Origin of the sequence: Mammaliicoccus sp. C-M13 (assembly GCF_022386845.1) — a bacterium.
GTDB classification, from domain to species: domain Bacteria; phylum Bacillota; class Bacilli; order Staphylococcales; family Staphylococcaceae; genus Mammaliicoccus; species Mammaliicoccus lentus.
Genome location: NZ_JAJNHQ010000011.1, coordinates 114497 through 128880, shown reverse-complemented (window position 1 = coordinate 128880; position 14384 = coordinate 114497). Strand labels below are relative to the sequence as shown.

The following is a 14384-nucleotide window of genomic DNA, read 5'->3' as shown; positions in this document are numbered from 1 at the left end:
CAGGATCAAACTCTCCATAAAAGAAGTAAGCTTGATTAGCTCTTGTTGATTGGTTAAGCCAATCACTCTTTGAAGTACTTTCAGTACTCAAATTATTGGAATTAACGTTGACATATTGTCATTCAGTTTTCAATGTTCATTTTGCATCACAAGAAATAATTATACACGCTTCATTTGGTGAAGTCAACAACTTTTTAAAATTAATTTTTGAAGTGTTTTGATGTTTTCAATATCTCTCGCTCACAAGATATAACTATACAGGCTATACAACCCTTTCTCAAGCATCAAAATTACACCAAAACACTTAATGTACCCTAATATGATTATTTCTCTACATATTCTTTTAAATCTTTATAGATTTTTTCTGCATCTGCGTATCCTTCTCTATATAAAGCATCTAATTTCCTTGGATCTTTCTCTACTCTATCTACTGCTAGTGTGTTAGTTGGTCTTATTACAAAGATATTTCCTTTATCTTCTTCCTCTTCAATCCAATCTAATGTTTTGTTGTAATGTTTATATCTTAATTCCATTAAATGATTAACTTTAGGATAAGCCTTCATTCTAAATACTTTAGAAAACCTACTAGGTGTTTTTCTATATCCTTTTGGTCTTGTTAATATAAGAACGTTTTTAGTATATCCTTCTTCAATAGATTTCTTAATAGGAATAGGATCAACAATACCACCATCTAAAAGCGTGTGTCCTTTATATTGAACAGGGTTAGCCATCAATGGTAGAGAACTTGTTGCTTCTAATGCAGTTAATAAACTACCCTTTGTATCATTTTTATCAAAGTAAACTGCTTCACCCGTTTCGCAATCTGTTGTAACAACTACGAACTTCTCTTCAGCTTGATCAAACTTTTCAAAATCAAACGGTTCTAAATAAGTTGGAATATAGTGATAGACAAAATCCATCCCAAATAATTCTTTCCTCTTTATATAGTTAGATAAAGAAAGATATCTTTTATCTTTAATGTATTTAGCTGTCACACGATGATTACGCCTAAACTGTCTAGAAATATAACTAGCAGCCATAGAAGCACCAGCAGAAACGCCGATGTTATATTCAAAATATATATCTTCTTTTATAAAAAAGTCTAAGACACCAGCTGTATACATACTTCTCATGCCGCCGCCTTCTAAGATTAAACCTGTGTCTTTTATCATATTTACACTCTTTTCTAATCATATAATTGAACAAAAGCAACCTGCTACATATTTGTAAACAGGTTGCAAAATAATTCTTTAAATTTCAGTTCTGCCAGTAATAGCTTTAGAAAGTGTCACTTCATCTGCATATTCTAAATCACCGCCGACCGGTAAACCGTGAGCTAATCTCGTTGTCTTTATGCCTATTGGTTTAACAAGCCTAGAAATATACATTGCAGTGGACTCGCCTTCTATATTAGGGTTTGTCGCTAAAATGATTTCCTTTACTTCATCACTTTTCAGACGCTCTAGCAATGATGGTATATTAATGTCCTCTGGTCCAATTCCTTCCATTGGAGATATCGCACCGTGAAGTACATGGTACATACCATTATACTCGCGCATTTTTTCCATCGCGATAACATCTTTAGAATCTTGAACAACACATATAACTGAGTGATCTCTTTGTTTGTCTTGGCATATTTGGCAAGGCGAAACATCTGTTATATGGCCACATGTTTCACAATATGTTAATTCTCGTTTTACATCAACAAGTGCTTTTGCAAACGGAACAACGTCATCTTCTTTCATATCTAATACATGAAACGCTAATCGCTGTGCAGTCTTTGGACCAATACCTGGCAATTTCATGAAACTATCAATCAATTTCGATATAGGTTCTGGATAAAACATCATTACATCATTCCAGGGATGTTAAGACCTTTTGTATGTTTACCTAAACGATCAGCAGTTACTTCATCAGCTTTAGTCAAAGCATCATTTGTTGCAGCTAAAACTAAGTCTTGTAACATTTCGATATCTTCAGGATCTACTACATCCTCTTTAATAACAACATCTAAGATTTCTTTGTGTCCTGAAACAACAACTGTAACCATTCCGCCACCAGCTGTTCCTTCAATTTTTTCTTCTTTTAATTTTTCTTGTTCTTCAGCCATTTTCTTTTGCATTTTTTGCATTTGTTTCATCATTTGTTGCATATTTCCGCCACCGCGCATAATTTTGTCCTCCTAATATCTATTATAATTATTATAGAAAATTAATTTTTGTCATATTTATTATACATACCTTTGAAGTCTATGTCATGTATTACTCATCTGTTACATGAACAGTATCTTCGCCGAATAATTCTTGAGCTTTCTTAACAATATCCGCTTCTTCTTTGTTCTCTTGTTCTGGTTCATTTTTAGTTTCGGTTGAATTTGCTTTCTTTGATTGAATATATTGTTGCCTTACTTGTAGCCATTGAGAATTAGGAACACCCACTACTTTAACTGTCTTATTCACTATTTCACAGACTATAGATTCGATATGTTCTCTTTTCTCATCGTTCTTATTTACGATTTCGCAATGAATGTCTTCATCAAATTTAACAAGCACGTGATCTTCACTTGCAGCTACTGGTTCTGAATTTAATAACAAGCTGACTAACGCTCGTTGATCTTTCTGCTTAACTGATTCAATAACTGCTTGCCATTTTTCTTTTAATAAATTCAAATCATCTCTATTTGCATGATCTAATACACGTTCAATTTGACGTATTGAGAATACATGTTTCGATTGTTTCCTTGCAACACCTTGTTTGTTTTCAACAGGTTTCGCTTTTGGTTGTACACCGTTTTGAGAGAGTTGCGTGATTTGAGCTTCTAATTGTTTAATTTTATTCTCTACATCGCTAGAAATATTTTGGTATGGTTGCTCTTGTTGTGTTTCTTGTTGACGATTACGTGTAACCAGTTCTGTTAATTTCACAATCAATATTTCAATATGAACTTGTTGATTAATCGCAAAACGCATAGAAACAAGTGTATCATTTATACAATCAATCATTTTGTACATTGTATTTAAATCGATTTGGTTTAAAGCATGTTCTTCATCTTCTCGGTCAGTAGTCTTTGCTACAATAGCATCTCTAATAAAGTAAATCATATCATTAACAAGTCTATTAACTTCTTTACCACTAGATATAAACTCATGATATCTCATAAATGCTTGCTTGATATCTTTAGCAACGATATCTTGAAACAGAGCATTTAAAGCTGCTTTGTCCACACTGCCCGTAACATTCAACGCGTGTTCATGTGATAAATGACCGTCTCCAAAGGCAATCGCTTGATCCATAATACTTAAAGCATCTCTCATGCCACCTTCAGACACTTGAGCAATAAATGCTAATGCTTCCTGTTCATAAGTAATCTCTTGTTGATCAGCTACGAATGCAAGTCTATCTTCAATTTCTCCAGAATTGATTGCTTTAAAATCAAACCTTTGACATCTTGAAATAATAGTTGGTGGAATTTTGTGAGGTTCTGTTGTTGCTAATATAAAAATAGCATGACTAGGTGGTTCTTCAAGTGTTTTTAAAAGCGCATTAAAAGCTCCAGTAGTTAACATATGAACTTCATCAATAATATATACTTTGAACTTAGATTCGCTAGGTGCATACTTAACTTTATCTCTAATGTTACGAATTTCATCTACGCCATTATTACTCGCTGCGTCTATCTCAATAACATCTGAGTTAGTCCCTTGTGTGATACCTTTACAAATTGCACACTCATTGCAAGGTTCACCATTTGTATTTACTGTGCAGTTAATTGCTTTAGCAAATATTTTAGCAATACTTGTCTTTCCTGTTCCACGTGGGCCATTAAATAAATAAGCATGCGATTGCTTTCCTTTTTGGATAGCATTTCTTAATGTTTTCGTTACATGCTTTTGACCAACAACATCTGAAAATGATTGTGGTCGGTACATCCGATACAAAGCTTGATAATTCAAAATGGCACCTCCAAGTTTAATTCTTCATAACAACTATTATATCACGAATCAATATTTCTTCTTAATATAAATCATCGAAATTCTTCTGGAAAATGAACTATACCTCGTACTTCTTTGTTAGGATGGTCCCATAAATATTTGAACATAAAATCTTCGTTCTTAATTTCAAATGAAGGATAAATGTCAAATTCCGCTGCATTTCTATAACCTAGTTCGCGATAATATGTTTCATCTCCCATGACGACAACACCAATATAACCATTTTCATAAGCTCGATACTCTAAAGCTTCAATTAAAGCTTTACCAATCCCTTTATTTTGGACTTCTGGTAAAACTGATACTGCCGCTAAAGTTAGAACTGTATTACTATCTTCTTCTGAATCGACTGTTACTTCTGTCATCATCGCATGCCCTAGTATTTTTCCGCCTTCTGTCTTGGCAACTACTTCTAACTCGGCATTATAATGTGGAGATTTTCTAATTCTACCTATTAATTCATGTTCTTTCGCATTTACATAATCAGTATTTAAAAAAGCTTTTTTCACTACTTCTTTCGCTAATTCATATTCAGATTCTATAATCGTTCCGATATATAATTGCGTCATATATACTATATCCTCCTGATATAAGAAAAAGGGTGACCGAGGTCACCCTTTTTTGATTTATATATAATATGTTTAGTTGAATAAAAAATATACCGTGCACCTTTGCTTGGAACAAACATCACAAGCGTTACCTCAGTCGTTAGCTAAACTTCGGCAACCCTACGGCACATACAATGATCCACTTAATGCTGCTTCCTTCCGGACCTGACATGATTCATGGGTTTGTATTGCATAGGACCGACGTCTTCAGACACCACGTGCTGAGGGCAGACCTCACAATAATATGTCCGCGGCAAAGGAATTCAGTCTTGCTAAAGCGGATTTCAAGTACAGGGAACCGCTACCTCCCCACTTAGCACGGCACTTTATATAGTACAACAAAACCATTATACTTGGCAAGAAAAAACTATTGATCTATTACAGGTTTATTCAAAACCCTTCTAGAAAAATCGACAAATTTGAATTCTGTCGCAATATGTCTAGAGATATTATATTGAAATCTTTCAGCATTACTCAAATGAACAATACCTCTAACTGTAGCTGTATATAAAGGATCTAAATGTCCAAAATATCGTTCTTCTTTCTCTGTCATTTTTTCAAAAGTAATAGATTTATTTGAATAGCTTATTTCTACATTCATTTCATTTTCAATATATTGATAAATCGAATGAGACGCTACTTCTTTTGAAAGTTTGGGTATCACTTTGCAAACAAAGTAATCCTCATCCATGATATGAACTTTATTATTTTTTTGTCTTGTTCGAATTACGTGCCATAGCTTATCGTGATTATTCAATTCTAAAGCGTGTTGAACAATTGGCTCGTCTTCAGCATTGATAACTTCAAATACTTCAACTACCGTTTCATAGTCAAGACCTAGTCTATTATTAATTTCTTGGAAACTGATCATTTCAGATATTGGAAATTGAATAATTCCTTCATATATAACAACTGAACCTTTTCCACGTAACTTTTGTATATAACCTTTTTCTTGTAGAAGATTTAATGCTTTTCTTACTGTTTCTCTCGAAGTTGAATATATCTTTGTTAATTCATTTTCTGAAGGTAATTGTTGTAAGTGTGCATATTCACCATTTATAATTTTTTTACAAATTGACTGATAGATTTTCATATACTTATTCATTGTTTCACCTCTATACCTTCAAAACTTCATAGTTAAATGCTTTTTAAATTAACAACAAATGCATCAAAAGGCTCTAGCATATTGCCATTTAAATCATTATTAGCCACTATCAATTCGCCTTCCATATCAATATCCTCAGGTATTTCAACCTTATCATTTGTATAGTTAGCTACAATCAACCACTCTTCATTATCTAACTTTCTTTTGTAAATAAACAAGTCTGGATGATCCATATATAGTGGTTCTACATCTCCATACGTTATAATATCATGTTTATGACGAATATCAATTAACCGCTGATAAGTGTAGAAGATTGAATTCTTATCTTTAATCGCCGCTTCCACATTAATTTCTCTATAGTTATCCGGTATGCCTATCCAAGGCGTGCCTGTTGTAAAACCGGCATTTTCCTCATCTGTCCATTGAACAGGTGTACGTGAATTATCACGAGATTTTTGTCCAATAACTTTCATAATCGTATCTTCATCCAAGCCTTGATTCCTTAGACTACGATATGCGTTTAATGTTTCAATATCTCGATATTGATCGATTGATGTAAACTTAGGATCAGTCATACCTATCTCTTCACCTTGATAGATATAAGGTGTTCCTTGCAACATATGAAGTGATATAGCAAGCATTTTAGCTGATTTAACTCTGTTAGCTTCTGTTTCATCATTACCAAACCTTGTCACAACTCTCGGTTGATCATGATTACACCAGAAAATAGCGTTCCATCCATTACCTTTAGCAATATTAACTTGCCAATCCATCAGAATACGTTTTAATTCTATAAAATCAAATTTCATATCAGACCATTTCTCACCATTTTTATAATCTACTTTTAAATGATGGAAATTAAATACACTATTTAATTCTTGTCTTTCAGGGTTGGTGTATTTTATACAGTTCTCTATTGTAGTAGAAGACATTTCTCCTACAGTCATAATATCTTTATTTCCAAAAGTTTTTCGGTTCAATTCATGTAAATATTCATGAACTTTTGGCCCGTCCGTATAAAATTCTTTACCGATTTCCTCTGAATCTTCAAAAGCACCTTTAGAAATTAAGTTAATAACATCAAATCTAAAACCATCTACGCCGAAATCAATCCAATAATTTATCATTTCATAGATTTCTTCTTTCAATTGGTCATTTTCCCAATTTAAATCAGCTTGAGAGACGTCGAATAATCTTAAATAATAACTTTCAGTTTGTTCATCGTACTCCCAAGCGTTACCACCAAATTTAGATTCCCAGTTTGTTGGCGGCTCATCTTTAGTACCTTCTTTCCAAATATAATAATCTCTATACGGATTATCTTTAGACTTTCTAGATTCAACAAACCAATGATGTGACGTAGACGTATGATTAATCACAATATCCAGCATTACTTTAATGCCAAGTTTATGTGCTTCAGTAAGTAACTTTTCAATATCTTCTTTCGTACCAAAATCAGGATTGATTGCATAATAATCACTAATATCATATCCGTTATCATTCATTGGCGATTCATAAATAGGTGTTAACCATACATAATCTACACCTAACTTTTGTAAATAAGGCAATTTTTCGATAACCCCGTTTATATCCCCTTGACCATTGCCAGTCGTGTCGTTAAATGATTTCGGATATATTTGGTATACTACTGATTTTTTCCAATCTGAAACCGCCATGTTTATGAACTCCTTTATTTAATAATATTATTCTTGCACCATTTCTTTCGCTTGTTCTTTAGCAAATCTTGAGAATACCACTGTTAAAATAGCTGGTAACACCATAGCTATTAATGTAGCGATAATATATACACCCCAATATTCACGTGTTATAGAAATAATTGCCGGCACACCACCAACACCAACTTTTCCTAATACGCCGTTTGCGCCAATAAACGCACCTAGTAAACAAGATGAAACGATAGAGGCTATAAACGGGTATTTCAATGGTAAATTGACACCAAACATAGCTGGTTCAGTAACACCTAAGAAAGATGATATTCCTGAAGTCATTGCTAAACCTTGTTCTTTTGCCATTTTACGCTTTCTATAAATCAACCAAGCACCAAATGCCGCTGAACCTTGACAGATATTAGATATAGCTAAGATTGGCCATAAATAAGTACCGCCTATACTACTTCCCATCAGTTGGAAGTCTACTGCTAAGAACATATGATGTAAACCTGTAATAACAAGCGGAGCATAGAACAGACCATATACTGCGCCACCTAACCAACCTGCGCTATCAAATATTCCTTTAATACCATTCGTAATAAGTGTACCAAGTTCTAATGCTAAAGGTCCTATAATAATAAATGATAAGAATCCAGTTATTAATAAAGCGACCGGACCAACGACTAACATTTTGATTGAATCATGCACGCGTTTAGCTAAGAATTTTTCAATTACAGATAGTACCCATGTTGCTATTAATACCGGCAACACTTGACCTTGATAGTTCAATTGTTTAATTTCTAAACCAAACATATGCCATACTGGAATTTCATCTGATTTACCGCCACCAAGATCATATTGAGAAGCTAACTGAGGATGAACAAGTACAAGTCCTAATACTAATCCTAATATTGGACTACCTCCAAACACTCTCATAGCTGACCAACCAATAAGGGCAGGTAAGAAGATAAATGCTGTACTCGCAATAACGTTAATCATGTTTGCAAAATCAGCTAACCATGAATACTGGTCTACTAAAGATTTAGGACCAAATAAATCTTCAGCTGTTAACACATTATTTAACCCCATCAATAAACCTGCAGTAACGATTGCAGGTAAAATAGGAATAAATACATCACCGAGCAATTTAATTAATCTTTGCAAAGGATTCATTTTTTGTTCCGAAACTTTCTTCACTTCATCTTTAGAGCTTTCTCCAATTCCCGTTTCTTCTTGGAAAATTTTATAAGCTTCGTCAACTGTGCCTTGACCAATAACGATTTGAAATTGATTATTTGCTGCAAAAGACCCTTTCACTAAATCGATGTTGTCTAAAGCTTCTTTATTAACTTTACTTTCATCATTTAACACTAATCTTAAGCGGGTAACACAATGTGTGGCTGCATCTACGTTGTCTTTACCACCTATAGCATCAATAATCTGTTTCACTTCTTCTCTATTTACAGACATTGAACTCACTCCCCCTGTTTTTTATTACTTGAATTATAACTTGTATATACAAGTATGTAAAGGCTTTCAATTAATATTACTTTTATTCTGTAGTATGATTGAATAAAGGAGGTATAAATTATGTCATTTTTAACACATGAATATATGGAACACGATAACGTTTCATTAGAATTTGCTTCCGAGAATGAGACATTTTTAACAAATCACAACGAAAAGAAAATATTCGAATCAGCAAGTTTAATCAAAATTCCGATTATGATTTATATTTTTTCGAAGTTAAATAAAGAAGAAAGACAAGAAAATTTAAAAATAGAACATAAAGTGAGTGGGAGCGGAGTATTACAAACATTGGATATCCCGTACTTAAGCGTTAACGACCTTATTCAATTAATGATTGTCGTATCTGATAATACAGCAACAAATATATTAATTAATTACTTCGGCCAACAACATATCAATTTGTTTATACAACAAACTTTGAATTGTAAAAACACTGAATTAAACCGATTAATGATGGATGCTGAGGCGATAGACCAAGGTAAACAAAATTATACAACTTCTGAAGATATGATTAACATGCTTCGATATATCACTCAACATGCAAATGGAGATGATATGTTAGAAATTATGCGTCATCAACACTTAAATGATAAAGTTTCTATCTTTAAATCATTTTATGAAGATCAATTGATTTATTATTCAAAAACTGGAGAATACGACCATGTAGCAAACGATGTAGGCATTATACAATTTAAAGAAAAGTATTATTATTATAGTTTTCTTTCTAACACAGAAAATCCCGAAAAAGCGATAAAATTCTCTCACGATTTCGGGTCTTATATGATTCAATCTATATTAAAATGTTGATAGCCTAGCTGCTTTTACTAAGATTTTTTGATAATAACTACCTGTTAGTTTAACAATTTCAATACTTCTAGGTGTATGCGGTGCATGAATCATCATATCTTCACCCATGTAAATACCTACATGGGAAAGAAAACCTTTATCTTCAGGCTTACTGAAAAATAGTAAGTCTCCTGGCTTTAAAGAATGTTCATCTAAAGGAATATCCGTCATAGCTTCATATTGTTCATCTGCATCTCGAGGTATATTGAAATTCTGGCTTTTATACATGTGGAAACATAATCCAGAGCAGTCATAACCATAACTAGACATACCTCCCCATAAATAAGGTAAATCAATAAATAATTTAGCATTATCTATAACGCCTTGCATTGAACCTTGTTTAAATGCGCCAAATTCATCACTCAGTTCAATATCTTTGCCATCAATAAGTCCGATACCTTCTGGTGTCTCTACTTCGATAAATTGTTGATCTAATTTTAAGACAGGCAATACTGTATTAAATGATAAAATTTGTTTAGTTGTGAAATCTGTATTGAACAATGTAGTTTTTGGCACTTTGACGCGCATGCGCTGATTGGATGCTTTGATATTCATATCGCCTAGTTGGCTAGAAGGTATAAATCCTAGATAACCTTTATCATGTTGTTTGGATGGTTGTTCTAAACAGATAACATAACTCCATCCGTCTTGCTCTTCCAATACTTCAACCGCTTCACCATACAGTACCTGTGTGTCTATTCGACTGTCTTCAGTAAATGATAGTTTTTCTTCTAAATTAAGTTCCAACAACCATCGTTGGATATCAGCTGGGTACATAATACCATCACGATCTATATCTCGTGCTTTATCTGTATCTCTCCAAATTGTGCCAACGTTTACTCTGCAATACTTGATCATACACTCACCTTCTTAAGTAAAGATTTTCTATCAATTCCTAAACCATAACCTTTTGGCGCCGTCACTTTCGAACCATTATAAGCTATACCACCTACTACTTCACGATTAGAAACCATAAGAGGCGCATCGAAATCCACTCGTGTTACTTTATTGGCAGCTAAACTAAAGTGTAACGCTGCAGTTACTGAAACATGCGTTTCCATCATACAACCGACCATACAAGTAATATCATATTCGTTAGCTATTTCATGTATTTTACGCGCTTGATGAATGCCACCTGTTTTCATAAGTTTAATATTCCAGAGATTAATCGCTCCAACCTCAACTAATCGTTTAGCATCATGGACACTAAATAAGCTTTCATCTACCATTAGTGGAATTTGATAATCTTTTGTTAATTTACCTAATACTGAAAATTCATTTCTATTAACCGGCTGTTCTATACTTTCAATATTTAATGACGCTTCATCAAAATGTTTTAAAGCTTGTTCTGCTCCCTTTTCATTCCAAGCCTGATTAGCATCTACACTAAGCGTTGTATCTTTAGGTAAGGCAGCTCTTAAAGCTTTTAATCTATTTAAGTCTGTTTCAACACTATCTTTTCCGACTTTTATTTTTAAGTGAGTATATCCTTCTTGTATGTATCTAAAAGCATCTTTAACCATTTCATCTGCTTCATTTAAACTTACTGTATAACAAGTTTCTAATGATTTATTTCCCGGGTCATTATTTAAGTATTCATACAGAGGAGACTTCGCTTCTTGTGCAAGCAAATCATATAGAGCGATATCTATTGCTGCCTTTGCACTAGAGTTTCCTACTAAGGCTTCGTCCATTTCATCCAATAAACCAATAGATAATGGCCTATTGATCAGCAATGGTTTAAAAACCTCTTCTATAGCTGCTTCTATTCCACCTTTTGTATCTCCCGTAATAACATACGTTGGTACTGCTTCACCAACACCAACCATCTCTTTATGATTCGTTTCAATAAATACATAAATACTTTCTATAACATCAACAGTTCTAAGAGCTGTCTTAAAAGGCTTTTTCAAAGGCGTTTTATATCTATAGTATTTAATATCAGTAATAAACATACCCATCCCCCTTTGCATTAATAAACACCAGACTCAATTTGCAAAACCTTTTTATCTACATTTAATATTGCTTTAGTCCCAAATGGAATGCCAAAATGTGGTGTGCAATGGCCTATATACACTTCATTTACAGTAGGCTTATTTAAACTGCCTATAAAATGCTGTAATACTTCTTCCATTTTTAATGATTTCTCTGGCTTTTTAGGTTTACTATTAGTAAATGGACCAATTATAAATCCAATTGCATCGTCTAGCTTTCCAGCAGATTTTAATTGTTGTAAAAAACCATCTACTTTATATGGTTCTTCTCCTACATCTTCTAAGAAAAGTATTTTATCCTTTGTATCAATTTCATAAGGTGTACCTATACTAGATACTAAAAGCGATAAACATCCCCCTACTATCTCTCCTTCTACACGACCACTCACAAATGGTTTAAATCTTAACTGTTCTACAGGGTAATTTAAATCTTTACCTTCAAACAATTGTTCAAAGCTATTAATGGAAATATCATGATAATTCTCTCCAATATCAGAAGAGATCATTGGCCCTTGAAATGTTACTAACCCAGTTTCTTGTCTAATGGCATTATGTAAGCAAGTTATATCACTATAGCCCCATATAATTTTTGGGTGTTTTTTAACAAGATTAAAATCAATTTGTTCAACAATACGCGGTGTTCCATATCCTCCACATGCACATATGATGCCCTTTACTTCATCATCCATTAACATATCATGCAAACTTTTTAGTCTTACTTCATCTGTTCCCGCTAGATGACCATAAGTATCATGTATATTTTCCGCTAATTTAAAATGAATATCATATCGCTCTTCCAAACGTCCCAAGCCAATTTTTAAATGTTCTTGGTTCGGAGGGCTTGCTAAAGCAACAACACCGATTGTATCTCCCTTTTTTAATCTCTTCGCTTTCATTAAAACACCCCTTTTTGTCAGAATATTCTTATATTATAACAAAATTATAAAACATTTGTACAAAACAAAAAGCACTACCTACAAAAGTAGGTAGTGCTTGTTTATATAATAGTCTTGGATATTTAATAATAATGGCGGAGGAAGAGGGATTCGAACCCCCGCGAGCCGTTAAGCCCCTGTCGGTTTTCAAGACCGATCCCTTCAGCCGGACTTGGGTATTCCTCCAAATAAGACAATATTTATCTTATACCAAGCCAAGACTGATGTCAATAATATTTCAATAATTTATATTGTAATTTTTTCCTTTAACGCCTTATCTACTGCTTTTGCTACTGCACGTCCTTCTTTAATTGCCCAAACAACTAAACTTTGACCTTTTCTAGCATCTCCTGCAACAAATATTTTATCTTGATTTGTTTTAAAGTCTCTTTCATTAGCTACGATTTTATTACGATCAGTATTCAAGTTAAATGAATGAGGAACTAAATGTTCTGTACCTTCAAATCCTATTGAAAGTAATACTAAATCTGCGGGCCAATGACGTTCTGTACCTTCTACTATAACCATACCGTCATCTGTTTCTTTTAATACTTGTGTATATAGACCTCTAATATTACCGTTTTCGTCTACATCATACCTCATTGTTTGAATACCATAAGCTCTCGGTTCAAATCCAAATTTTTCACGATATTCTTTATGCGCATAATCTAGTTTAAATATAGGCATTGGTAATGGCCACGCAGTGTTTTGTTCCATTTTATCAGTTAATCGTACATATTTATTAAATTGGACTACTGATTTACAATCATCTCTTAGTGCAGTTGCCACACAATCTGCACCAGTATCTCCCGCGCCAATTACAATCACATTTTTCCCTTTTGCCGTTATTGTTGGTTCTTCAATTTCTCCCATTTGTAGTTGTGTTTGTTCAGTTAAATATTCCATTGCGAAATGAATACCAAAACTCATACGTCCTTCTAATTGTAAGTCTCTACCTTTTTGAGCCCCTGTACAAACGATAATAGCATCATATTGCTCATTAAGTTCTTCTTTCGTGATGTCTTTCCCTACATTAATGTCGGTCTTAAAAACAATACCTGCTTCTTCCATCAATTTAATACGGCGCTCAATAACTGATTTATCCAATTTCATACTTGGAATACCATACATTAATAGTCCTCCTGGTCTATGATTACGTTCATATACCGTGACTTGATACCCTAATAAATTTAACTCTTCTGCTGCAGTTAAGCCTGCAGGTCCACTTCCGATAATAGCGACTTTTTCTTCTAAACGTGTATTTGGAACTTTCGGTTTAACGATCCCCATATCGTATGCTTCATCTATAATTGTACGTTCTATACCTTTAATCGCTACTGAATCATTATTTATTGCTAACACACAAGATGACTCACAAGGCGCTGGACAAACACGTCCGGTAAATTCAGGAAAGTTATTAGTTTCAGACAATCTTTCAAAAGCTTCTTCGAAATCTTTTCTATATACTAAGTCATTCCATTCCGGAATATAATTACCTATTGGACAACCTATCGTATCTCTCCCAAATGATGAACCTGTTTGACAAAAAGGCGTTCCACAGTCCATACAACGTGCGCCTTGTGTCGAAGCATCTTCTGTAGTAAATCTTTGTTGGAACGGTTCATATCCATTAATTCTATCTTTTAAAGATAACTCATCCAATTGCTTTTTAGGATACTTCATAAAACCTTTAAATTCACCCATATT

At 33.6% G+C, this 14384-nt stretch carries 13 protein-coding genes, 1 tRNA gene and 1 other RNA gene; 1 reads left to right on the top strand and 14 read right to left on the bottom strand.

The window, feature by feature from the left end; genetic code table 11:
* Positions 1-323: 323 nt before the first annotated feature.
* The 9 genes from LQ615_RS10200 to treP all read right to left on the bottom strand — a co-directional run bounded on the left by LQ615_RS10200 (position 324) and on the right by treP (position 8842).
* Positions 324-1172, bottom strand: coding sequence for a patatin-like phospholipase family protein (locus LQ615_RS10200; protein WP_017000884.1), 849 nt, complete (start codon positions 1170-1172; stop codon positions 324-326).
* Between the two features lie 78 nt (positions 1173-1250).
* Positions 1251-1847, bottom strand: a complete 597-nt coding sequence (gene recR, locus LQ615_RS10195) for a recombination mediator RecR (protein WP_026023728.1) — start codon at positions 1845-1847, stop codon at positions 1251-1253.
* A 2-nt stretch (positions 1848-1849) separates the two neighbouring features.
* Positions 1850-2170, bottom strand: a complete 321-nt coding sequence (locus LQ615_RS10190; RefSeq protein WP_017000882.1) for a YbaB/EbfC family nucleoid-associated protein — start codon at positions 2168-2170, stop codon at positions 1850-1852.
* A 91-nt stretch (positions 2171-2261) separates the two neighbouring features.
* The gene (gene dnaX, locus LQ615_RS10185) at positions 2262-3953 is read right to left on the bottom strand and encodes a DNA polymerase III subunit gamma/tau (protein WP_239703897.1); all 1692 of its coding nucleotides are present in this window, start codon (positions 3951-3953) and stop codon (positions 2262-2264) included.
* 71 nt (positions 3954-4024) lie between these two features.
* Positions 4025-4558 carry a GNAT family N-acetyltransferase gene (locus tag LQ615_RS10180; RefSeq protein WP_103268535.1) on the bottom strand — a complete coding sequence of 178 codons (534 nt, stop codon included), beginning with the start codon at positions 4556-4558 and terminating at the stop codon, positions 4025-4027.
* A gap of 92 nt (positions 4559-4650) precedes the next feature.
* Positions 4651-4919, bottom strand: an RNA gene (gene ffs, locus LQ615_RS10175) — signal recognition particle sRNA large type.
* Between the two features lie 45 nt (positions 4920-4964).
* Positions 4965-5702: a trehalose operon repressor gene (gene treR / locus LQ615_RS10170; protein ID WP_017000879.1), complete on the bottom strand. Its 738-nt coding sequence runs from the start codon at positions 5700-5702 to the stop codon at positions 4965-4967.
* A 32-nt stretch (positions 5703-5734) separates the two neighbouring features.
* Positions 5735-7378 (bottom strand): alpha,alpha-phosphotrehalase, encoded by a 1644-nt coding sequence (treC, locus tag LQ615_RS10165; RefSeq protein WP_103268536.1) that lies wholly within the window; start codon positions 7376-7378, stop codon positions 5735-5737.
* A gap of 27 nt (positions 7379-7405) precedes the next feature.
* Positions 7406-8842, bottom strand: a complete 1437-nt coding sequence (treP, locus tag LQ615_RS10160) for a PTS system trehalose-specific EIIBC component (protein WP_103268537.1) — start codon at positions 8840-8842, stop codon at positions 7406-7408.
* A 120-nt stretch (positions 8843-8962) separates the two neighbouring features.
* On the opposite strand from treP, the gene LQ615_RS10155 reads away from it, so the two are divergent.
* The gene (locus LQ615_RS10155; RefSeq protein ID WP_103268538.1) at positions 8963-9709 is read left to right on the top strand and encodes a serine hydrolase; all 747 of its coding nucleotides are present in this window, start codon (positions 8963-8965) and stop codon (positions 9707-9709) included.
* Here the strand turns inward: LQ615_RS10155 and LQ615_RS10150 are convergent.
* The 5 genes from LQ615_RS10150 to LQ615_RS10130 all read right to left on the bottom strand — a co-directional run bounded on the left by LQ615_RS10150 (position 9698) and on the right by LQ615_RS10130 (position 14381).
* Positions 9698-10606 (bottom strand): C40 family peptidase, encoded by a 909-nt coding sequence (locus LQ615_RS10150; protein WP_017000875.1) that lies wholly within the window; start codon positions 10604-10606, stop codon positions 9698-9700. The genes LQ615_RS10155 and LQ615_RS10150 overlap by 12 nt on opposite strands.
* Positions 10603-11703 carry a dipeptide epimerase gene (locus tag LQ615_RS10145; protein WP_103268539.1) on the bottom strand — a complete coding sequence of 367 codons (1101 nt, stop codon included), beginning with the start codon at positions 11701-11703 and terminating at the stop codon, positions 10603-10605. Before LQ615_RS10145 ends, LQ615_RS10150 begins: the two co-directional genes overlap by 4 nt.
* Positions 11704-11720: 17 nt before the next feature.
* Positions 11721-12638, bottom strand: coding sequence for a S66 peptidase family protein (locus LQ615_RS10140; protein ID WP_239703896.1), 918 nt, complete (start codon positions 12636-12638; stop codon positions 11721-11723).
* A 132-nt stretch (positions 12639-12770) separates the two neighbouring features.
* Positions 12771-12863: transfer RNA gene (locus LQ615_RS10135), tRNA-Ser, on the bottom strand.
* 60 nt (positions 12864-12923) lie between these two features.
* Positions 12924-14381: a glutamate synthase subunit beta gene (locus LQ615_RS10130; RefSeq protein WP_064211300.1), complete on the bottom strand. Its 1458-nt coding sequence runs from the start codon at positions 14379-14381 to the stop codon at positions 12924-12926.
* Between the last annotated feature and the right edge of the window lie 3 nt (positions 14382-14384).

Coding starts and splice junctions, on each gene's coding strand:
- LQ615_RS10200 (WP_017000884.1), bottom strand. CDS start 1,172: ATGATAAAAGACACAGGTTTAATCTTAGAAGGCGGCGGCATGAGAAGT.
- recR (WP_026023728.1), bottom strand. CDS start 1,847: ATGTTTTATCCAGAACCTATATCGAAATTGATTGATAGTTTCATGAAA.
- LQ615_RS10190 (WP_017000882.1), bottom strand. CDS start 2,170: ATGCGCGGTGGCGGAAATATGCAACAAATGATGAAACAAATGCAAAAA.
- LQ615_RS10180 (WP_103268535.1), bottom strand. CDS start 4,558: ATGACGCAATTATATATCGGAACGATTATAGAATCTGAATATGAATTA.
- treR (WP_017000879.1), bottom strand. CDS start 5,702: ATGAATAAGTATATGAAAATCTATCAGTCAATTTGTAAAAAAATTATA.
- treC (WP_103268536.1), bottom strand. CDS start 7,378: ATGGCGGTTTCAGATTGGAAAAAATCAGTAGTATACCAAATATATCCG.
- treP (WP_103268537.1), bottom strand. CDS start 8,842: ATGTCTGTAAATAGAGAAGAAGTGAAACAGATTATTGATGCTATAGGT.
- LQ615_RS10155 (WP_103268538.1), top strand. CDS start 8,963: ATGTCATTTTTAACACATGAATATATGGAACACGATAACGTTTCATTA.
- LQ615_RS10150 (WP_017000875.1), bottom strand. CDS start 10,606: ATGATCAAGTATTGCAGAGTAAACGTTGGCACAATTTGGAGAGATACA.
- LQ615_RS10145 (WP_103268539.1), bottom strand. CDS start 11,703: ATGTTTATTACTGATATTAAATACTATAGATATAAAACGCCTTTGAAA.
- LQ615_RS10140 (WP_239703896.1), bottom strand. CDS start 12,638: ATGAAAGCGAAGAGATTAAAAAAGGGAGATACAATCGGTGTTGTTGCT.
- LQ615_RS10130 (WP_064211300.1), bottom strand. CDS start 14,381: ATGGGTGAATTTAAAGGTTTTATGAAGTATCCTAAAAAGCAATTGGAT.